This is a genomic window from Micromonospora sp. URMC 106, from assembly GCF_051386395.1.
Taxonomy (GTDB): domain Bacteria; phylum Actinomycetota; class Actinomycetes; order Mycobacteriales; family Micromonosporaceae; genus Micromonospora.
Map to the genome: position 1 here is coordinate 40,038 of NZ_JBPQTP010000016.1, position 19,971 is coordinate 60,008.

Annotated in this window: 20 protein-coding genes and 1 pseudogene; 12 read left to right on the plus strand and 9 right to left on the minus strand. The window is 73.2% G+C overall.

The window, feature by feature from the left end; translation table 11 throughout:
- Window positions 1–3: 3 nt before the first annotated feature.
- Window positions 4–1,935 (plus strand): protein kinase domain-containing protein, encoded by a 1,932-nt coding sequence (locus tag ACSNOB_RS08090; RefSeq protein WP_436685946.1) that lies wholly within the window; start codon window positions 4–6, stop codon window positions 1,933–1,935.
- Window positions 1,936–2,023: 88 nt separating this feature from the next.
- The gene (locus ACSNOB_RS08095; protein WP_436685947.1) at window positions 2,024–2,254 is read left to right on the plus strand and encodes a hypothetical protein; all 231 of its coding nucleotides are present in this window, start codon (window positions 2,024–2,026) and stop codon (window positions 2,252–2,254) included.
- A 95-nt stretch (window positions 2,255–2,349) separates the two neighbouring features.
- Here ACSNOB_RS08095 and ACSNOB_RS08100 read toward each other — a convergent pair whose 3' ends face one another.
- On the minus strand, window positions 2,350–3,102 hold the full coding sequence (locus ACSNOB_RS08100) for a GH25 family lysozyme (protein ID WP_436685948.1): 753 nt from the start codon (window positions 3,100–3,102) through the stop codon (window positions 2,350–2,352).
- 374 nt (window positions 3,103–3,476) lie between these two features.
- Here ACSNOB_RS08100 and ACSNOB_RS08105 point away from each other — a divergent pair, with 374 nt between their 5' ends.
- Complete coding sequence (locus tag ACSNOB_RS08105) at window positions 3,477–4,220, plus strand: M50 family metallopeptidase (RefSeq protein WP_436685949.1); 744 nt, start codon at window positions 3,477–3,479, stop codon at window positions 4,218–4,220.
- A 178-nt stretch (window positions 4,221–4,398) separates the two neighbouring features.
- On the opposite strand, the gene ACSNOB_RS08110 is transcribed toward ACSNOB_RS08105, so the two are convergent.
- On the minus strand, window positions 4,399–4,869 hold the full coding sequence (locus ACSNOB_RS08110; RefSeq protein WP_393102479.1) for a GNAT family N-acetyltransferase: 471 nt from the start codon (window positions 4,867–4,869) through the stop codon (window positions 4,399–4,401).
- A 160-nt stretch (window positions 4,870–5,029) separates the two neighbouring features.
- Between ACSNOB_RS08110 and ACSNOB_RS08115 the strand changes: the two genes are divergently transcribed.
- The 3 genes from ACSNOB_RS08115 to ACSNOB_RS08125 all read left to right on the plus strand — a co-directional run bounded on the left by ACSNOB_RS08115 (window position 5,030) and on the right by ACSNOB_RS08125 (window position 7,444).
- A complete protein-coding gene (locus tag ACSNOB_RS08115) occupies window positions 5,030–6,022 on the plus strand; it encodes a ketopantoate reductase family protein (RefSeq protein WP_436685950.1) in 993 nt (330 codons plus the stop codon).
- A gap of 62 nt (window positions 6,023–6,084) precedes the next feature.
- Entirely contained in the window at window positions 6,085–6,585 is a 501-nt protein-coding gene (locus ACSNOB_RS08120; RefSeq protein WP_393102481.1) for a SigE family RNA polymerase sigma factor, read from the plus strand.
- Window positions 6,578–7,444: a hypothetical protein gene (locus ACSNOB_RS08125; RefSeq protein ID WP_436685951.1), complete on the plus strand. Its 867-nt coding sequence runs from the start codon at window positions 6,578–6,580 to the stop codon at window positions 7,442–7,444. The genes ACSNOB_RS08120 and ACSNOB_RS08125 overlap by 8 nt, the downstream gene beginning before the upstream one ends.
- Before the next feature lie 157 nt (window positions 7,445–7,601).
- Here the strand turns inward: ACSNOB_RS08125 and ACSNOB_RS08130 are convergent, their stop codons facing one another.
- The gene (locus ACSNOB_RS08130) at window positions 7,602–9,185 is read right to left on the minus strand and encodes an acyl-CoA carboxylase subunit beta (protein ID WP_436685952.1); all 1,584 of its coding nucleotides are present in this window, start codon (window positions 9,183–9,185) and stop codon (window positions 7,602–7,604) included.
- A gap of 118 nt (window positions 9,186–9,303) precedes the next feature.
- Here ACSNOB_RS08130 and ACSNOB_RS08135 point away from each other — a divergent pair, with 118 nt between their 5' ends.
- Window positions 9,304–10,179, plus strand: coding sequence for a biotin--[acetyl-CoA-carboxylase] ligase (locus ACSNOB_RS08135; protein ID WP_436685953.1), 876 nt, complete (start codon window positions 9,304–9,306; stop codon window positions 10,177–10,179).
- Window positions 10,180–10,259: 80 nt separating this feature from the next.
- Here ACSNOB_RS08135 and ACSNOB_RS08140 read toward each other — a convergent pair whose 3' ends face one another.
- Window positions 10,260–10,721, minus strand: a complete 462-nt coding sequence (locus ACSNOB_RS08140) for a MarR family winged helix-turn-helix transcriptional regulator (RefSeq protein ID WP_436685954.1) — start codon at window positions 10,719–10,721, stop codon at window positions 10,260–10,262.
- Window positions 10,722–11,112: 391 nt separating this feature from the next.
- Between ACSNOB_RS08140 and ACSNOB_RS08145 the strand changes: the two genes are divergently transcribed.
- Entirely contained in the window at window positions 11,113–11,685 is a 573-nt protein-coding gene (locus ACSNOB_RS08145; protein ID WP_436685955.1) for a PH domain-containing protein, read from the plus strand.
- A 33-nt stretch (window positions 11,686–11,718) separates the two neighbouring features.
- Here the strand turns inward: ACSNOB_RS08145 and ACSNOB_RS08150 are convergent, their stop codons facing one another.
- The 3 genes and pseudogenes from ACSNOB_RS08150 to ACSNOB_RS08160 form a co-directional block, all read right to left on the minus strand.
- Window positions 11,719–12,447 carry a GtrA family protein gene (locus ACSNOB_RS08150; RefSeq protein ID WP_393102930.1) on the minus strand — a complete coding sequence of 243 codons (729 nt, stop codon included), beginning with the start codon at window positions 12,445–12,447 and terminating at the stop codon, window positions 11,719–11,721.
- Between the two features lie 63 nt (window positions 12,448–12,510).
- Window positions 12,511–13,044 (minus strand): GtrA family protein, encoded by a 534-nt coding sequence (locus ACSNOB_RS08155; protein WP_393102932.1) that lies wholly within the window; start codon window positions 13,042–13,044, stop codon window positions 12,511–12,513.
- Between the two features lie 162 nt (window positions 13,045–13,206).
- Window positions 13,207–13,303 (minus strand): annotated as a pseudogene (locus tag ACSNOB_RS08160) (GtrA family protein); the annotation flags it as partial.
- A 157-nt stretch (window positions 13,304–13,460) separates the two neighbouring features.
- On the opposite strand from ACSNOB_RS08160, the gene ACSNOB_RS08165 reads away from it, so the two are divergent.
- From ACSNOB_RS08165 to ACSNOB_RS08180, 4 genes are all read left to right on the plus strand, one after another.
- Window positions 13,461–15,302 (plus strand): phosphoenolpyruvate carboxykinase (GTP), encoded by a 1,842-nt coding sequence (locus ACSNOB_RS08165; RefSeq protein ID WP_436685956.1) that lies wholly within the window; start codon window positions 13,461–13,463, stop codon window positions 15,300–15,302.
- A gap of 43 nt (window positions 15,303–15,345) precedes the next feature.
- Window positions 15,346–16,209 (plus strand): hypothetical protein, encoded by an 864-nt coding sequence (locus ACSNOB_RS08170; protein WP_436685957.1) that lies wholly within the window; start codon window positions 15,346–15,348, stop codon window positions 16,207–16,209.
- 372 nt (window positions 16,210–16,581) lie between these two features.
- Window positions 16,582–17,724: a geranylgeranyl reductase family protein gene (locus ACSNOB_RS08175; protein ID WP_436685958.1), complete on the plus strand. Its 1,143-nt coding sequence runs from the start codon at window positions 16,582–16,584 to the stop codon at window positions 17,722–17,724.
- 31 nt (window positions 17,725–17,755) lie between these two features.
- Window positions 17,756–18,526 (plus strand): isoprenyl transferase, encoded by a 771-nt coding sequence (locus ACSNOB_RS08180; protein ID WP_436685959.1) that lies wholly within the window; start codon window positions 17,756–17,758, stop codon window positions 18,524–18,526.
- Between the two features lie 31 nt (window positions 18,527–18,557).
- On the opposite strand, the gene otsB is transcribed toward ACSNOB_RS08180, so the two are convergent.
- Both otsB and ACSNOB_RS08190 read right to left on the minus strand, forming a co-directional pair.
- The gene (gene otsB / locus ACSNOB_RS08185; RefSeq protein WP_436685960.1) at window positions 18,558–19,382 is read right to left on the minus strand and encodes a trehalose-phosphatase; all 825 of its coding nucleotides are present in this window, start codon (window positions 19,380–19,382) and stop codon (window positions 18,558–18,560) included.
- 85 nt (window positions 19,383–19,467) lie between these two features.
- On the minus strand, window positions 19,468–19,821 hold the full coding sequence (locus tag ACSNOB_RS08190) for a hypothetical protein (RefSeq protein ID WP_393102492.1): 354 nt from the start codon (window positions 19,819–19,821) through the stop codon (window positions 19,468–19,470).
- Between the last annotated feature and the right edge of the window lie 150 nt (window positions 19,822–19,971).

Here is a 19,971-nt window from a genome sequence, read left to right on the forward strand (position 1 = left end):
GCGATGTCGAACGCGCTGCCCCAACTCGTCGCTGACCGATACCGGCTCATCTCGCCGCTCGGTCAGGGTGGCATGGGTCGGGTGTGGAAGGCGCGCGACGAGGTGCTGCACCGGGACGTGGCGATCAAGGAGCTGGTTCCGCCGCCCAGCCTCACCGACGACGAGCGCCGCGAGATGCGGGAGCGGTCGCTGCGTGAGGCCCGGGCCATCGCCCGGCTCAACCACATCAACGTGGTCCGCATCTTCGACGTGCTGCGCACCGACGGCGACCCGTGGATCGTCATGGAATACGTGGCGTCGAAGTCGCTGCAGGACACCCTCGCCGAGGACGGCCCGGTGCCGCCGGCGCGCGCCGTCGAGATCGGCCTCGGCGTGCTGGGCGCACTCAAGGCGGCGCACAAGGCCGGCGTGATGCACCGCGACGTCAAGCCCGGCAACGTGCTGCTCGGCAACGACGGCCGGGTGGTGTTGACCGATTTCGGTCTCGCCACGATCCCCGGCGACCCGAACGTGACCCGCACGGGCATGGTGCTCGGCTCGCCCGCGTACATCGCGCCGGAGCGGGCCCGTGACGGCACCGCCGGGCCGGAGGCCGATCTCTGGTCGCTGGGCGCCACCCTCTACGCCGCGGTCGAGGGCAAGTCGCCGTACGCCCGGCCGTCGGCGATCGCCACCCTGGCGGCGCTCGCCACCGAGGCACCCCCGCCGCCGAAGAACGCCGGCCCGCTCAAGCCGGTGCTCAACGGCCTGCTGCGCAAGGACCCGAACGAGCGGATCACCGCCGAGGTGGCGGAGAAGCTGCTGCGCCGCGCCGGCGGCAAGCGGACCCGCACCATCCCGCTGCTCGACGGCGTACGCCGGCCGGGGCCCAACGGTCCGCGCGAGCCGCGCCCACCGCTGGTGCCGGCGCCGCGACCGGCCGAGGCGCCGTCCGCCAAGCCGGTCAGCCCGCCGGCGCCCCGTACGCCGCACGAGACCGCCGGGGCCGCGGCCGCGGGAGTCGCCGCCGTGTCTGACGGCGCGTCCGCCGCGGTCTCCTCGGATCTCGCCCCGACCGCCAAGGTCGAGCCGGCCACCTCCGACAGCGCCCCGACGGCGAAGGTCGAGGCGCCGAAGCCGGCGGACGGCGACACGAAGACCGAGCCGGTGAGCCCCGAACCCCGCGGGCCGGTGAACCCCACCTCGGTGATGCCCGCGCCGGTGAGCCCGCCGTCCGGCCGCGCCACGGTGGTGCCGTCCGACGGCACGAAGCCGAACAACACCCGGCGCAACGTGCTGATCGGCGTGCTGGTGGCGCTGCTGCTGCTCGGCCTGGTGGTGATCGTGCCGATGCTGACCAGCGGCGACGGCGAGGACGGCGGCGGCACCCCGCAGGCCGACCCGACCACCGCCGCCTCGCAGGCGTCGCCGCAGTCCTCCGCGCCGGCCCCGCCCACGAGCGCCGCGCCGAGCCCGACCCCGTCGGTCAGCCCCTCCACTGACCCGGACGCGTTGCCGGCGGGCTGGAAGCTGCACAAGGACCCGGCCGGCTTCGCGCTGCCGCTGCCGGAGGGCTGGGTGCGCCGTCAGGTGGACGGCAGCACGGTCGTCTTCGACCAGTCCAACGGGCCGGGCGAACTGCTCGTCCAGTGGACCTCCACGCCGAAGTCGGACGCGTACGCCGACTGGAAGCGGATCGAGCCGGACCGCAGGAAGTTCGTCAACAACTACCAGTACCTGAGCATCGAGCGCTGCGACTTCTGGAAGACCTGCGCGGACTGGGAGTGGCTGGAGACCCGCGACGGCACCCGGATCCACGTCCGCAACCGGGGCTTCGTCACCGCCAGCAACCGGGGCTACGCCCTGCGCTGGGAGGTCGCCGCGAAGGACTGGCAGGCCAACCTGGCCAACTTCGACCGGATCGCGAAGGGCTTCAAGCCCGACCGCCAGGACTGACCCGCGGGATTCGTACCGCCGCGAGATTGATTCGCATGGCCTTCCCTCGTACGGGGTATCTCTTCCGCACGACGGAAGGAGGTACGACATGGGTTACCGACGGAAGGACGCGCGGCCTCGGGTGGCACTGTGGATGCTCGTGGCCCTCGGCGACATCGTCCTGCTGCTCGTCAGCGCCGGCCTGCCGGTACTGTTCGCGCTGCTCAGCGTCGTCACCGTCACCCTCGCCGGAGTGGCTGCCTGGCGGGTCACGCGCCGTGGCGGGCTCGCCCGCGACAACGCGGTGACCGTGCCGATGGCGGCCCGACGGCGGGCCTGACGCCCGCGATGGTGGCGTGGCGGCAGCCGGACCAGTTGTCGACCGTACGGTGACAGCCGATCCCGCTGCCGCCAAGCGCCTCTCCGGGCTCAGCCTCAGGTGTTGTTGGCCAGCGCGATCAGCCGGGTCCGGTCGCCGTTCCAGTAGTTGCGGTCGACGGCGCCGCTGATCCCCGCGACGCTGCCGCGGTCGGTGTACTGCCAGAAGCTCCAGAACGGCGCGCCGGCCGGCAGGGTGCCGACCGTGCTGGACCAGCGGGCCACCCAGAGCGGGTGGTTGGCCCACGGCGCGGTCCAGCTGCCGGTGCACTGGTTCCACCAGCTCGTGGTGGTGTAGATGACCGCGTAGCGGCCGGTGCGCGCGCGGTAGGTGTTGAGGAAGTCCTGGACCCAGTTCCGCATGCCGGTCGTGCTCAGGCCGTAGCAGTAGCCGCCGGCGTACGGGTTGGCCTCGAGGTCCAACGCGGCGGGGAGGGTGCGGCTGTCGGCGGACCAGGCGCCGCCGTTCGAGGCCAGGTAGTTCGCCTGGGTGGCCCCGGAGGAGATGTTGGGCCGGGCGAAGTGGTACGCCCCGCGGATCACGCCGGCGTTGTAGGCGGCCACGTAGTTCGTGTTGAACCTCGGGTCCTTGTAACTGGTGCCCTCGGTGGCCTTGATGAAGGCGAACTGGATGCCCGCGTTGCGCACGCTGGTCCAGTTGATGGCGCCCTGGTAGTGCGAGACGTCGATGCCGGGCGTGGTGGCGGCCGCCGCCGGGGTCGCGGTGGCGACGAGCGCCGCCGCCGCGGTGGCGACGGTGGCGAGGCCGGTGGCGAGCAGCCGCCGCAGGGATGTTCTGGTACGGGTCATGGATGCCTCCAAGGACGCCGATGGGAATTGACACCCATCTTTGGAGGTAAATGCCCTCGATCGCAAGGGGCGCTAAATATATCTACATAGATGTTGGGTGTTGTATGTGTGCCGGACGCATCCGACGCGCGTACGGTGCCGTCGGGGTCACGCTCGGTGCGGGCCCTTGGCGCCCCGCGGTCGCGGGTGGGTGCCGGTCAGCGCAACGACGCGGGATCGGTGATGACGATGCGGTCGACGCCGAGCCGGACGTTCACCGCCTCGGCGACCGCGGGGCGTCCACCTCCCGCTCCTGTCGCCGCTGGATCAGCCTGCCACGATACGGACCGAGGAGGGCGCGGCGACACAGGTCGGGGCCGGTAGGCTCGCGCCCCATGGTGTCGATCGACGGGCTCGGCGGTCTCTGGGACAGGCTCTTCGCGGCGCAGCCGGACCCGCCGCCGCTGCTGGTGTTGCTGACCGCCGCCGTCGCGCTGGTGGTCGTCTCCACCCGGCTGCCCTGGCGGATCGCCCGCAACGCCGTCACGATCGCCCACGAGGGCGGGCACGCGCTCGCCGCCCTGCTCACCGGCCGCCGGCTGCACGGCATCCGGCTGCACTCGGACACCTCGGGACTGACGTTGTCCGCCGGCCGGCCGACCGGCCCGGGGATGATCCTGACCCTGCTCGCCGGCTACGTCGCCCCACCGCTGGTCGGGCTGGCCGGCGCGTGGCTGCTCGGCGGCAACCGGATCACCCTGCTGCTCTGGGTCGCCGTGGCGCTGTTGCTCGCCATGCTGGTGATGGTCCGCAACGCGTTCGGCGTGCTCTCGCTGCTGGTCACCGGCGGGGTGGTGCTCGCCGTGTCCTGGTACGCCACGCCGCAGGTGCAGGCCGCGTTCGCGTACACCGGGGTGTGGTTCCTGCTGCTCGGCGGCGTACGGCCGGTGGTGGAGCTCCAGCGGCTGCGCTCGCGGGGCCGGATGCCCGCGTCCGACGCCGACCAGCTCGCCGGGCTCACCCCGCTGCCCGCGTTCTTCTGGGTCACCGTCTTCGCCCTGGCCAACCTGGTCGCCCTCGCCGCCGGCGCGCTGCTGCTCGCCGGCCCGATCCTCGCCGACGCCGGTCTGACGCCCTGAGTCGAGCCGGCGCCGGCCTGACGCCCTGAGCCGAGCCAGCATCGGCCTGACGCCCTCAGCGGGGCGGTCGCCAGCCGCACGCCCTGAGCCGGACGGTCGCCGGCCCGGTGCTCCGAGTCGAGGGGCGTCGGCGTGCGGGCTGGGCCGGGTCGGCGTCGCACGGGGTGGACGGAAGCGGTCAGGCCGGAGCCGGGCGGAGCAGGATGTGCCCCGTCGCGGGGAACTCCTCGTTGCCGGCCAGGCGGCCGGTCTTCGTCTCCGCCAGCCGGAAGCCCTCGGCGAGGTAGAGCGCGAGCGCGCCGTCGTTGCCCGCCAGCACGGTCGTCTCGACGGCGACGTCGCCCGCCGCTTCGAGGGCGTGCCGCAGCAGCGCCCGCCCGTGCCCCTGCCGGTAGTGCGACGGATCCACGTACAGCCAGGTGACCTCGGCGTCGGCCAGCGCCACGAACCCGACGACCTCGCCGGCGTGCACGGCCACCCACACCTCGCCGTCGAAGAGGCCCTCGCCCTCGGCGGTGTCGGCCAGGGACCGGAACGCGGCGACGCCGACCGAGCAGCGCAACTCGTCCATCCGGGCGGCGTCGTGGATGCGGGCGATCGCCGGCCAGTCGTCCGGGCGGTAGGGGCGGACGGCGCGGTCGAGGGTCATGCCGCCATGCTGCCCGCGCCGTCCGTCGGCGGCAGGTCAATTTCCGGCCACTGGCGGGAGCGCGCGGGCGGGACCGGCGGGCCCGGGAGACCCACCGCCCTGGCCGCCGGGCCAGGCCGGCCGCCGTCGTGAGGGCGGGGCGGCGACGCGGGCGGGCAGAATGGGCCCCGTGCGATACGTGATCATCGGAGCGGGCGCGGTCGGCGGCACCATCGGCGTACGGCTGGGGCAGGCCGGCCACGACGTGACCCTGGTCGCCCGCGGCGCGCACCTGGACGCGATTCGGCGGCGGGGCCTGACCCTGCGCCAGCCCGACGGCGAGGTGACCTGGCGCGGTCCGGCCGTCGACGGGCCGGGCGACGCCCCGCTGCCCGCCGACACCGTCCTGCTCCTGACCGTCAAGTCGCAGGACACCGCGGCCGCGCTGGCGGCGTGGGCGGACGCGCCGGTGGCTGGCGGCGGTACGGCCGCCCACCGGCTGCCGCTCTTCGCCGCGCAGAACGGGGTGGCCAACGAGCGGACCGCCCTGCGGCTCTTCGCCGACGTGCACGGCGTCTGCGTCTGGCTGCCCGCCACCCACCTCGAACCGGGCGTGGTGGTCGCCAACGGCCACCCGCACCCCGGCATGCTGCACCTCGGCCGCTACCCGTCCGGCTCGGACGCCACCGACCGCGCGGTCGCCGCCGACCTGACCGCCGCCGGCTTCGTCGCCCCGGTTCGCGACGACGTGATGCGCTGGAAGTACGGCAAGCTGCTCGCCAACCTCGGCAACGGCCTCCAGGCGCTGCTCGGCCGGGAGGTCCCGGACGCGCTGCGGCGACAGGCCCAGGCCGAGGGCATCGCCGTGCTCGCCGCGGCCGGCGTCGCGCACACCACCACCGAGGAGGAGGCGGCCGAGCGGGGTGACCTCGTCGGCTACCGGCCGGTCGGCGGGGAGGAGCGGGCCGGCAGCTCCACCTGGCAGAGCCTCGCCCGGGGCGCGGGATCGGCCGAGGCCGACCACCTCAACGGCGAGATCGTGCTGCTCGGCCGGCTGCACGGGGTGCCCACCCCCGTCAACGCCGCCGTCCAGCTCGCCGTTCGCCGCGCGCTGCGGGAACGGATCCCGGCCGGCGGGTTCCGGCTGGCCGAGCTGGAGAAAATGATCGGTTGACCCGGCAACCTGTCGCACCGGCCGGCGCGTGTCCCCTGCGACCGCCACGGGGGAGGTAGCAGGTGCCGGACGTCGACGGCTTCGACGAGTTCTACCGGGGCAGCCGGCAACGGCTGCTGGGCTTCGTCTATGTGCTCACCGGTGACCTCGCCGAGGCGCAGGACGCCGTGCAGGAGGCGTACGTGCGTGCCTGGCAGCGCTGGTCGACCGTGAGCGCGTACGAGGAGCCGGAGGCGTGGGTGCGGGTGGTGGCCAGCCGGATCGCGGTCAGCCGCTGGCGCAGCCTGCGCAGCCGGGCCCGCGCCTACCTGCGGCACGGCGGCACCGAGACCGTGCCCGGCCCGGATCCCGACACCGTCGACGTGGTCGCCGCGTTGCGCCGGCTGCCGGAGGAGCAGCGCACCGCCATCGCCCTGTACTACCTCGTCGGCATGCCGGTGGCCGAGGTGGCCCGGCAGACCGCCGCCCCCGTGGGCACGGTCAAGGCCCGACTCTCCCGGGGGCGTGCCGCGCTCGCCGGGCTGCTCGCCGTCTCTGACCTGGAGGAGGCCGCCGATGCGTGACGACACGAGGTTCGTCGAACGGCTGCACCGGGACCTGCGCGACGTCCGCTGGCCGGAGCCCGCCGAGATCCGCGCGCGGGCACGCCGGCGCAGCAGGCGTACGGCGGCAGCGGCGGCGGCCGTCGTGTTCCTCGTCGCCGGCGCCGTTGCCGGCGCCGGCGACTGGTGGCACCGCCCGGCCACGTCGTCGGAGGCGGCGTCGGTCGGCGCCGGGCCCGGCGGGAACGAGGTGCCCACGGAGGCGCTGCTCCAGCCGGCGGACCTGCCGGCGACGACCGCGCCACCGCTGGTCGAGGCCGGTCTCGGCGAACGGGTCCGGATCGACGTCGCGCTGGAGGCGTGCCTGCGGAACAGGGGGGCCAGGGTCGAGTGGGTGGAGTCCCGCTACTCGCGGTCGCAGACCGTGTTGCGCGCCCGGCCGGCGGGCGCCGTCCCGCAGCCCGAAGACGTGCTGCTCACCCAGGGCCTGTACCGGGTGGATCCCGCGGCCGCCCCGATGGTCGTGGACGACCTCGCCCGCCGGTTGACCCCGTGCGTGGAGTGGCAGCGCCACGGCCAGACCGGCCGACAGGGGCGGGTGGTCGCCGAGGCGGGTGCGACGCACCGGTGGGACGTCGTCGAACGCGACTTCGCCGGCTCCCAGGCCGCGCTGCTGCGGCACAGCGCGTCGGCGCCCCGGCACCTGACCGTGGGACGGGAGCTGGGCGGCGCCCCGGCGCCGACGAGCACCGCGGTGGTGCGGGTGGGTGACCTGGTCACGGTCCTCAGCCTCGGCGGGGGCGGCAGCGAGGCCGAGCTGCGCCGTCTCGCCACGGTGGCCGCAGCCCGCATGTGCGCCACCGCCAACCCCCGCTGCTGACCTCGCGACCCCCCCCGCCCCCGACTCGCCCTCGGTCCGCGCAACTTCGGGGAAGTTGTCCCCTTCCGGCGAAGGGAGGCCACTCCTTCCCCGAAGTTGCGCGGACACGACGTAGGCAGCGACGCCGGGGCGGCGTGGCGCGGGCGCGACGGGTGGGTCAGAGGGGGATGTTGCCGTGCTTCTTCGGAGGCAGCGTCTCGCGCTTCGTGCGCAGCACCCGCAGGGCGCGGACGATCTGGGTGCGGGTCTCGTGCGGCGGGATGACGCTGTCGATGTAGCCGCGCTCGGCCGCGATGTACGGGTTGGCGAGGGTGTCCTCGTACTCGGCGATCTTCTCGGCGCGCACGGCGGCGGGGTCCTCGGCGGCGGCCAGCTCCGAGCGGTAGAGGATGTTCACCGCGCCCTGCGCGCCCATCACCGCGATCTGCGCGGTCGGCCAGGCGAAGTTCAGGTCCGCGCCGAGGTGCTTGGAGCCCATCACGTCGTACGCCCCGCCGTATGCCTTGCGGGTGATGACGGTGACCTTCGGGACGGTGGCCTCGGCGTACGCGTAGATGAGCTTGGCGCCCCGGCGGATGATGCCGTCCCACTCCTGGCCGGTGCCGGGCAGGAAGCCGGGGACGTCCACGAAGGTCAGCACCGGGATGTTGAACGCGTCGCAGGTGCGCACGAACCGGGCGGCCTTCTCGGAGGCGGCGATGTCCAGGGTGCCGGCGAAGTGCATCGGCTGGTTGGCGACCACGCCGACGGGGCGCCCCTCGACCCGGCCGTAGCCGATGATCAGGTTCTGCGCGTAGAGCGGCTGGACCTCCAGGAACTCGCCGTCGTCGAGGACGTGCTCGATCACCCGGTGCATGTCGTACGGCTGGTTCGCCGAGTCGGGGATCAGGGTGTCCAGCTCCCGGTCCTCGTCCGAGACGTCGAGGTCGGCGGGGGCCTCGTAGACCACCGGCTCGTCGAGGTTGTTCGACGGCAGGTACGACAGCAGCGCCTTGACGTACTCGATCGCGTCCTCCTCGTCCGTGGCGAGGTAGTGCGCGTTGCCGCTGCGGGAGTTGTGCGTACGGGCGCCGCCCAGCTCCTCCATCGCCACGTCCTCGCCGGTGACCGTCTTGATGACGTCCGGGCCGGTGATGAACATGTGCGACGTCTGGTCCACCATCACGGTGAAGTCGGTGACCGCGGGGGAGTAGACCGCGCCGCCCGCGCACGGGCCCATGATCAGGGAGATCTGCGGGATGACGCCGCTGGCCCGCACGTTGCGGAAGAAGATCTCGCCGTAGAGGCCGAGCGAGGCCACGCCCTCCTGGATCCGGGCGCCGCCGGAGTCGTTGATGCCGATGACCGGGCAGCCGATCTTCATGGCCAGGTCCATCACCTTGACGATCTTCTCCCCGAACACCTCGCCGAGGGAGCCGCCGAAGACCGTGAAGTCCTGCGCGAAGACGCAGACCTGCCGGCCGTCGATGGTGCCGTAGCCGGTGATGACGCCGTCGCCGTACGGGCGGGTCTTCTCCAGGCCGAAGTTGGTGGACCGGTGCCGGGCCAGCTCGTCCAGCTCGACGAAGGAGCCCTCGTCGAGCAGCATCTCGATCCGCTCACGAGCGGTCTTCTTGCCCCTCGCGTGCTGCTTCTCGACCGCGCGCGCCGACCCGGCGTGCACCGCCTCGTCGACCCGTCGCTCCAGGTCCGCCAGCTTGCCCGCCGTGCTGTGGATGTTGATCCCGGTCTCGGTAGTCACCCAGGGAATATAACGATGGTTCAGGCCGGTGCCGCTGTGCAGTTCGCCTCAACCGTGCCGCCGCCGGCCGGCGCGGTGCCCGGGCGGTGGCCGGCGCCGTGCATCGTAGGCTGGCGGGATGCCGGGCTCGCCGTACACCGATCTGGACCGCCCGCCGCTGTCGGCGGCGCGGCTGCGGCGCGCGCTGGTCGCCCCGCACGGCCCGTGGACCCGACTGGAACTGCGCGCCGAGACCGGCTCCACCAACGCGGACGCGGCCGAGGCGGCCCGGGCCGGCGAGCCGGAGGGCCTCGTCGTGGTCGCCGAGCGGCAGACCGCCGGGCGCGGCCGGCGCGGGCGGGTCTGGCAGTCGCCGGCCCGGGCGGGCATCGCGACCAGCGTGCTGCTGCGGCCGGGCGAGGCCGTCGCCGACCGCGGCTGGCCGCCGGCGCCCCCCGCCGGGTACGGCTGGCTGCCGCTGCTCGCCGGCGTGGCGCTGGTCGAGGCGGTGACCCGGCTCGCCGAGCTGGACGCCAGCCTCAAGTGGCCGAACGACCTGCTCGTCGACGGCCGCAAGTGCGGCGGGATCCTGGCCGAGGCGATACCGGCGGCGGATCCGGCGCGGCCGCCCGCGATCGTGCTCGGCATCGGGCTGAACGTGACGCTGCGCGCCCACGAACTGCCGGAGAACCCGGGCGGGCTGCCGGCCACCTCGCTGCAACTGTCCGGCGCGTCCGCCACGGACCGGGACCCGCTGCTGCGGTCCCTGCTGCGTGCGCTCGCCGACTGGTACGACCAGTGGCGGGCCGTGGGCGCGGACGTGCGGGAGTGCGGGCTGCACGAGGCGTACGTGCGGTCGTGCGACACGGTGGGCCGGCAGGTGCGGGTGCTGCTGCCCGGCGGCGGTGAGTTGGTCGGCTCGGCCACCGGGATCGATCCGGACGGGCGGCTGGTGGTGCGGACGTCGGGCGGCGAGCACCGGGTGGCCGCCGGGGACGTCCTGCACCTGCGGTAGCTCGGCGGGCTGCCGAGGATCGGCCGTCCCGCCGTCCTTCCGAGGGCCGGCACCCGTCCTCGGCGGCGCCCAGCCCGAGGTCAGTCGACCGTGCGGAGCGCCGAGACGAGGGCGGCCTGCGGCCCGGAGGACCGCGCCATCTCGTCCAGCGCGTCGGTCAGCGTCTGCTCGTACGTGCTGCGTGCCTGGTCGTGGCGCGTGCGGCCGGCGTCGGTGACGACGGTGTAGATGCCGCGCCTGTCGTCCGGGCAGAGGTCGCGGTACGCGAAGCCGGCCGCCATGAGCCGCCCGACCAGACGGGTCACCGAGCTCTGGTTGAGGCCGATCCTGGCGGCCAGGTCCTGCATGCGCAGCTCGCCGTCCTGCGCCTCGACGAGGTGGGCGAGCGCGCGGTACTCGGACAGGCCCAGTCCGTGCGCGCGCTGCAACGCGGTGGCGAGCCGGTGCTCGACGTGGGCGTGCAGGGCGGCGACCTGGTCCCACCTCGCGGCGTCGGACGCGGCCGTGGGGCGCGCACTGCCGGTGCCCGCTGTGGTGGCCATCAGCCCTCCTTCGTCCGCCGGCCCGACCGGCCGGGTTGGTACGCGACTTGACAACAATCTACATGCACATGCAAAATTCCCTCCCTTTGCACGTGCATGCAGATTGTGGGGTGGCCTGCTTCGCGGCGATCATCGGTGGTGCCGTCCTGCTCCGGCAGGCCGGCGCGTGACCGTGGCGACGGTCCTTGGGGTGACCAGGTCGCCCCGGGGAGGCAGACCCCCGACCGCCCGCCTGCCGGCGGGCGAGTCGGCGCCGGGGGAGGTTCCCCCGACCCGACGGCCCGGCCGGCGCCGGCGAGGTTTCCCCGCGACACGGGCCTTGCGGCGGAGGCGGCGAGGCGGTGGGAGCCGCTAGCGTCATCGCGGACATCGTGGACGCGAGGAGGTTCGTGTGGCATTTCCGGAGGACGTGCTCACCGAGGACGAGCACGTCGTGCTGCACCTGCACCCGCACTGGAAGGCGCTGATCCGGCCGGTGGGGGTGCTCGTGCTCGCCGTCGCGGCGGTCGTGGCCGGCGTGGTGCTGCTGCCGTCCGGCGGGGGCGGCTCGATCGCGCTCGCCGTCATCGGTGGCCTGGCCCTGCTCGCGGTGCTCTGGTTGGCGCTCTGGCCGTTCCTGGTCTGGCGGACCACCCACTACCTCTTCACGAACGAGCGGGTGCTGCTCCAGCAGGGGGTGCTCTCCCGGGACCGGCGGGACATCCCGCTCACCCGGATCAACGACCACGCGATGAACCAGCGGTTCGTCGAGCGGCTGCTCGGCTGCGGGACGCTGACCATCGAGTCGGCCGGCGAGCGCGGGCAGTCGGTCCTGCACGACGTGCCGCGGGTCGGCCAGGTCCAGACCAAGCTCTACGAGCTGGTCGAGGCACACCACGACAAGCACTCGCTCGGCGAGACCGAGATGCGCGACATCCTGGCGGACATGAACGAGGGGAAGCCGCTGCGCGACCCCACCGCCTGAGCCCCGGCCCCGCGCCCGTCCGCCCGAGCGGGGTCAGCGGCGCGGGGTGCGGCGGGTGCTGGCCTGGAGTTCGGCGGCCAGTTCGGCTTCCAGCTCCCGGTCGAGGGAGCCGCCGAGGCCGGCGTCGAGCGGCACGGGGCGGCCCTGGAGCGGCGCGCCCTGGCCGGTCGCCGGCGCGGGGGCCGGGCCGCGCCGTTCGGTGCCCGGCGGTGGCTGGGCCTCCTCCAGCTCGGAGATGGATTCGGCCAGGTCGGCCACCGGGTCCATTTCGGCCATGGTGTCCCACTCGTCGCGCGGGATGCTGTGCCAGGTCTCGGCGGCGTGGGCCGGCGCCGGTTGGAACACGAACGTCCGGTAGGACCAGAACCGGAAGAGGGTCGCGAGCAGCACGCCGGCGGTCTTCGCCACGTTCAGGGCCAGCAGGCTGGTCATGCCCAGGCCGTACTTGGCGGCCGCGAGGACACCCAACTCGATGAGCAGGCCGGCGCCGTTGAAAAGGAAGAACAGGGCGTATTCGCGCCGCATCGCCGATTTCGGGCGGTCGCGGTACGTCCAGTGACGATTCATCAGGTACGACGTGATCGTCGCCACGATCGTGGCGATGACCGTCGCCTTCAGTTGGCCGTCGACAAAAACGGTCAGTGCCAGCGCATTGAACACCGCGTAATTGATGACGGTGTTGATGCCGCCGACGATCCCGAATTTGAGCGCCTCGTGGATGAACTTCTGCCAGCGCTCAGGCAGCAGACGGACAAGACGCATGCGGAACACCTTAGGGCAGTGGGCGGGGCCGGCAGGCTCCGGCCGGACGAGGTGGGCGGCAGGTCACGCCCCGTGGTCTCGGTCGTGCTTCACTTCCGGAACGGCTGGGGTTCCCGCTTCCACGAAGACGAACCGCCGGTAGGACCAGAATCGGAAGAGCGTGCCGAGCCCGGTGCCGACGATGTAGCTCGCGATGTTGTCGGCCAGCGGGGTCTGGAACACCTCGGGCCAGATGCTGCCGAGGCCGTAGCGGCTGATCGCCAGGCAGGCCACCGCGATCCCCAGGCCGACACCGTTGAAGAAGAAGAACAGCGCGTACTCGCGGGCCGGGTTGGAGCGCTTGCGGTGTCGCCACGTCCAGAACCGGTTGCCGACGAACGCGACGGTCGCCGCGACGAGCGTCGAGATGGTCTTCGCCGTCACCTGCTCGACGCCCCGCACGCTCGTCAGGTAGTTGAAGAGCGCGAAGTCGATCAGAAAGGCGATCCCGCCCACGGTGGCGAACTTGCTCAACTCGCGGACGAGGTGGCCGAAACGCTCGACCAGTGCGTGGACCAGACCCGAGCGGGTCTGCCGGGAGCCTGGCTCCCCGGTCATCGTCGCGGCCACGACGCCGAGCCTACCGGCTGGGGGCATCCCGCACGGGTAGCAACGACGAGCCGCCCCGACGGGTGTGCGGCTGCGGACAGAGCGTAACGAGTTCCGGTGCGCGGCCGGGGCGGTTCGCGAGTTCCGTCGGCGGGACAAGGCGGCTCGGCCGCCGAGGGTTCCCCACAGGATTTGCGTGAAACTGCGCGCGAAAGCGGGTATTAGCTCGTGATGCCGCAGCGTGACCGCACCTTGTGCAGTTCTTCACAACCAGTCCCACTGACTGGCGACGTCACCCGGTTTACGCTGAGGCCAATCCCAGGTTTCCACGAAGGGCGACGCACCGCGCCGTTAAGGACGCACAGCGCCGTCAAGACTCGTGCATCCCATAGATCGGTCAGCGTCGACCACCAAGGAGATGTGTCATGGTTGCTCCGGCTACCGTTCGGGGTATCGATCAGGCCCCGACGTCCCACCCCAAACTGCTCGCCTGGGTCCGTGAGGTCGCTGAACTGACCACCCCCGACCGTGTCGTCTGGGTGGACGGGTCCGACGAGGAGTGGCGTCGCCTCACCGATGAGCTCGTCGAAGCGGGCACCCTGATCCGGCTCAACCCGGAGAAGAAGCCCAACTCGTTCTACGCGCGTACCGACCCGACGGACGTGGCCCGGGTCGAGGAGCGCACCTTCATCTGCTCCGTCGACGAGGCGGACGCCGGCCCCACCAACAACTGGATGGCGCCGGCCGAGATGAAGCGGACGATGACGGAGCTGTACCGCGGCTGCATGCGCGGACGCACCATGTACGTCATCCCGTTCTGCATGGGCCCGGTCGAGGCCGAGAGCCCCATGTTCGGCGTCGAGATCACGGACAGCCCGTACGTGGTCGCCTCCATGCGCATCATGACCCGGATGGGCGCGAAGGTGCTCGAGGCCATGGGCGACGACGCGGACTTCGTCCACGCGCTGCACTCGATCGGCGCCCCGCTCGCCCCCGGCCAGCAGGACGTGGCGTGGCCGTGCAACGAGACCAAGTACATCTCGCACTTCCCTGAGACCCGGGAGATCTGGTCCTTCGGCTCCGGCTACGGCGGCAACTCGCTGCTGGGCAAGAAGTGCTACTCGCTGCGGATCGCCAGCGTGATGGGCCGCGACGAGGGCTGGCTCGCCGAGCACATGCTGATCCTGAAGATCACCTCGCCGGAGGGCAGGGTCTACCACATCGCCGGCGCCTTCCCGTCCGCCTGTGGCAAGACCAACCTCGCCATGCTGGAGCCGACCATCCCGGGCTGGAAGGTCGAGACCATCGGCGACGACATCGCCTGGATGCGCTTCGGCCCCGACGGCCGCCTCTACGCGGTCAACCCCGAGTACGGCCTCTTCGGCGTCGCGCCCGGCACGGACTGGAAGACCAACGCCAACGCGATGCGGACGCTGGACCGCGGCAACTCCATCTTCACCAACGTGGCCCTGACCGACGACGGGGACATCTGGTGGGAGGGCATGGGCGAGCCGCCGGCGCACCTGATCGACTGGAAGGGCAACGACTGGACGCCGGAGAGCGACAGCCTCTCCTCGCACGCGAACAGCCGGTTCTGCACCCCGATCACCCAGTGCCCGATCCTCGCCGAGGACTACTACGACCCGAACGGCGTGCCGATCGACGCGATCCTGTTCGGTGGCCGCCGCCGGGACACCATCCCGCTGGTGACCGAGGCCCGCGACTGGGTGCACGGCGTCTACATGGGCGCGACGCTCTCCTCCGAGACGACCGCCGCCGCCTCCGGCGCCGTCGGTGTCGTCCGGCGCGACCCGATGGCGATGCTGCCGTTCATCGGCTACCACGCCGGTGACTACTTCCGGCACTGGATCGAGATGGGCAAGGGCGCCGACGGCGACGAGTCCAAGCTGCCCAAGATCTACTACGTCAACTGGTTCCGCAAGGACCCGGAGGGCAACTTCCTCTGGCCCGGCTTCGGCGAGAACTCCCGCGTGCTCAAGTGGATCATCGAGCGGCTCGAGGGGCGCGCCGAGGCGGTGGAGACCCCGATCGGCATGGTCCCGGCGCAGGACGCGCTGGACGTCGAGGGCCTGGACATGACCCCGGAGGACGTCCGGATCGCGCTGAAGGTCGACCCGGAGGAGTGGCGCAACGAGCTGCCGCTGGTCACCGAGTGGTTCGAGAAGTTCGGCGACAAGCTGCCGGGCGTGCTCTGGGCCGAGCTGGACGCGCTGCGCGCCCGGCTCGACGCGGCGCCGCAGCGCTGACGACAGGTGTGACGGACGCCCGCACCGGGCATCATCGGATCCCATGAGGACGGCCGCCGAGACCCAGGTCCGGCGGCCGTCCGCCGTCCGGGCGCTGACGACGCTGCTCGCGCTGACCGCGGCGGCCACCGTCGTGGTCGAGCTGCTCAACTGGTGGTACGCCCCGGAGCAGGGCTTCGGGCTGGCCGTACGCACCGGTTGGGCAATGCTCCGTTCGCTCGGCTTCCTGCTGCTGGTCGGGCACGTCCGTCGCGGCCGGACGGTGGCCCGGCCGTTCGGGCTGATCCTCGCGGTGACCACCGTGTTCGCCGTCGGGCGGTTGATCGTGCCCCGGCAGGGGGTGCCGCCGTTGCCCGGGCTGCTCGGGTTCGCCCTGCTCACCGCACTCTGCGCGGCCGTGGTCTGGCTGCTCTACCGCTCGCCCGCAGTGTCCGGGCACCTGGTCCGCCACCGGCCCCGGCTGGTCATCGACCGCGGCGGCATCTCCTGGCGGGAGACCCCGCCCCGCCGGCCGGAGGTCAACGGCTGGCTGCTCACCAGCAGGGTCGCCGCGTTCACCTACAGCCCGCTGATGCTGGTTCCGGCCCTGGTCGCCGGCGGCGCCGTGCTGGACGACCGGCTGACCGCGGTGCCCGCCGTGCTGTTCTGGTTCGCCGCCGGCGTCGCGACCAGCTACGCGGTGCTGTTCTGCACCGCCTTCCTGATGCGCGGCAGGGGCTGGGCGCGCACCCTGCTGGTGGCGGTCACCGCCGCCGTGCTCGCCGTCGACCTGCCGCTGTGCTGGTGGCTGCTCGGCGTCGACGGGCTGGTCCGCGACGGCGGCCCGCTGCTCGCCGCCGCCGCTCTGACGCTCTACGGCCTGTGGCGCGCGGTCCGCGCCGAGCGCGCCGCACCGGCCCCCGCCTGACGCGACCCACCGGTGCCAAGGGGGCCGCCGTGCTCGCCGAGACCGCCCTCGCTCGCGCCTGATCCGCCCTCGCTCGCGCCTGATCCGCCCCCGGCCCGCCCTTGAGCCGCGCAACTTCAGCGAAAGAGCGGCCTCCCTCCACCGGGAGGGGACAACTTCCCTGAAGTTGTCGCGGATCTCGGGCATGACGGCCGGCCGGGCCGGCGGGGTGGGTGTGCCGCGGGGGCCGGTTGGCGGTGGGCTCGGCGGCGCGCCGTCGGACGTCACGGGGGCGATCGGCAAGGAATCGACCGACGTGTCGGTGAGGTGTCGGCGTGGTGGGCCGGAGCGGCGGCAGGATGGCCGGGAGGCGCTGCGGAGGGAGACGACGCGGTGAGCGACGAGTTCGACGTGGTGGTGGTCGGGGCCGGGCCGGCCGGGTCGGCCGCCGCGCTGGCGGCCCGGCGGGCGGGGGCGAGCGTGCTGCTGCTGGACCGCTGCGACTTTCCGCGGGACAAGGCGTGCGGGGACGGCATCGCGGCGCACGCGCTGGACGTGCTCGACGAGCTGGGGGTACCCGAGGCGGTGGCCGGGTACGCGCCGCTGCCGGCGCTGCGCCTGGTCGGACCGGGCGGCGGCACGGTGGCCAGGGCGCTGCCCCGGCCGGCGTACACCGTGCCCCGGACGGTCTTCGACGCCCGGCTGGTGGCGTCGGCGGTCGCGGCCGGCGCGCGGCTGCGCCGGCACGTGGTGCGCCGGGTCGACGTCCGGGCCGACCGGGTGGTGCTCGACGGGGACGTCGCCGCGCGGGCGGTGGTCGGCGCCGACGGCGCGGGGTCCGTCGTCCGGCGGGCGCTCGGGCACCGGGCGAACCCCGACCGCCACCTGGCGCTCGCCATCCGCGGCTACGCCCCGGCGCTGCCCGGCCCGCCCGAGCAGCACATCGTCACGTCGGCCCCGCGCTGGCCGGCGTACGCCTGGTCGTTCCCCATCGGCGACGGTCGGGCGAACGTGGGGTACGGGGAGGTGCTGCGGGGCGAGCCGCTGACCCGGGCCCACCTGGTCGACCGGCTCGGGGCGCTGCTGCCCGGCACGGACCTCGCCACGGTGACCGACCTGCGGGCCCATCACCTGCCGCTGTCCACGCACCGGCCCTCGCCGGGGCGCGGCCGGGTGCTGCTGGCCGGCGACGCGCTCTCGCTGATCAACCCGTTCACGGGCGAGGGGATCTTCTACGCCCTGCTCTCCGGCGCGCTCGCCGGCGCGGCGGCCGCCGGCCCGCCCGAGCAGGCCGCCGGGCGGTACGCGGCGGCGCTGCGCCGGCGGCTCGGCGCGCACCTGCGGCACAGCTCGTTCGCGGCGTGGCTGGCCCGGCGCCGGCGGGTGGTCGACGCGGCGGTCCGGGCGGCCCGCCGGGACGAGCGGGTCTACCGCACCGTCGTCGAGCTGGGGCTGGGCGACGGGCGGCTCGATGCCCGCACGCTGGGCATGATCGGCATCGGTCTACCGGCGTGGGATCGCCCTCCGAGGCGGTGATCCGCGGGGCAGGTCGCTACGCTGCAAGGTGATGACTCTGCGGGACCTGATCTACTCGGTGTACGAGCGTCGGCTGACAGCCAAGCTCGCGGGCAAGCCGGTGCCCCGGCACGTCGGCGTGATGTGCGACGGCAACCGCAGGTGGGCCCGGGAGATGGGCTACGTCGACCCGAACGACGGTCACCGGGTCGGCGCCGCCAAGATCAAGCATGTGCTGGGCTGGTGCGACCAGGCCGGCATCGGGCACGTCACGCTCTACCTCCTGGCCACCGACAACCTGCGCCGGCCGGCCAAGGAGCTCGACCCGCTGCTCAAGATCATCGAGGACCTCGTGGTCGAGCTGGCCGAGGAGGGCAACCCCTGGCGGCTGCGCATGGTCGGCGCGCTCGACCTGCTCCCGGCGTCGACCGCCGCGGCGCTCAAGGCCGCCGAGGAACGCACCCGCGAGCGCGGCGGCGGGGCGGAGGTCAACATCGCGGTCGGCTACGGCGGCCGGCGGGAGATCACCGACGCCGTGCGTTCGCTGCTGCTGGAGCACGCCGCCTCGGGCGGCACCATCGAGGAGCTGGCCGAGGTGCTGGACGTCGAGCACATCGCCGAGCACCTCTACACCCGCGGCCAGCCCGACCCGGACCTGGTCATCCGCACCAGCGGCGAGCAGCGCCTCTCCGGCTTCATGCTCTGGCAGTCGGCGCACTCGGAGTTCTACTTCTGCGAGCTGAACTGGCCGGATTTCCGGCACATCGACTTCCTGCGCGCCCTGCGCTCCTACGCCAACCGCCAGCGCCGCTACGGCGTCTGACCCCGGCCCGGCCCGGCCGGTCGGGAGCCCGTCAGGCCAGGTGGCGGGTGGCGTCGGTGAGGAAGTCGCCCAGGGCGGCCGGGGAGTCCAGCGTCAGGTCGGCGGCCTCGGCGACCTCGTGGCCGGTCTCCGGGTTGGCGACGGCGACGCAGACCCCGAAGAAGTGCGGATCGCCGGCGGCCCGGGCCCGCAGCGCGGCGAACGCCTTGATGTCGGAGACGTCGTCGCCGAAGTACCAGGCGCCCTCGGCGTCCCGGACCACCTCGTCGATCACCATGCCCTTGTCCCGGTCGACCGGCGGCTTGAGCTCCAGCACCATGCGCCCGGCCTGGACCTTGAGCCCGAGGCGCTCGGCCTGGGCCCGGCCCCACTGCTCCACGGCCTCGCCGAGCTGCGGCGACGTGCGCCAGTGCAGCGCCACGGAGAGCCTCTTGTACTCCACCAGCGCGCCCTCGGGCAGCTCGGCCCGGGCCTGCTCGGCCAGCTCCGCCATGGTGGGCACCCACGGCAGGGCCGCCGGCTCGGTCACCGTCTCCCCGCCCGAGTGGCTGTGTTCCAGGCCGTAGAGGCCGTACAGGTCGATCCCGGCGAGCCCGCCGAGGTGGTCGCGGAGGAACTCCACCGGTCGCGCGGAGACGATCGCGACCCGCCGTACGACGGGGGCGAGCGCCTCGATCGCGGCGAGCACCTTCGGCGCGGGCCGGACCGCGGTGGGGTCGTCGTCGACCGGCGCCAGGGTGCCGTCGAAGTCGAAGAAGAGCACCGTCGCGGCCGCCCGCCCGGCGGTCGTCCGCCAGGCACGGTCGGCGTCCAACGGGGTCTTCGGCTGCTGGTTGCCCAGGTTCAACGGCGGCACGCGCGTCAGCGTACCCCGGTCGGGCCGGCTCATTCCCCGGCCGAGCGGTGGCGTCCGGCGGGCAGCGGAGGGCGGGCCTGGCGGGTCAGCGTTCGGCGGCTCCCCGTCCCCGTCGCCCGAACGGCACGACGGCCGCCTCCTGGCCGTGGCTGAGCAGGTAGCCCTCCACGAACCCGGTGTTGCGGTCGCCGGTGTGCTCCTCGATCTCCTTGAGGCGGTTCACCAGGAAGTCGGCGAGCGCGCTGATCCGGTCGTTCAGTCGGTCGTGCAGCTCGGCCATCACCGCCAGGACGACCGCGGTGCCGGTGGTGGTGAGCGCGAGGAGGTTGACGAGCAGGGGAAGCTGCCCGCCGTTGACCGCCAGGGTCACCACGTTTCCGGTCACGCCCAGTGTCACCGACACGGTGGCGATGACGACTGCCATCCACTTCAGGGTCATGGACAGACCCCTCCTTCTGTCCCGCAGGGCTGGGTTCGGCCTTGTCCCGTCCCCCCGCCGACGACGAGCCCAAGCAGTACGAATACGGACGCTAGCGCGCCCGTTCCGGCCCCGGAGCGAAACGAATGAGTCTGACCTGCCGTTCTTTCG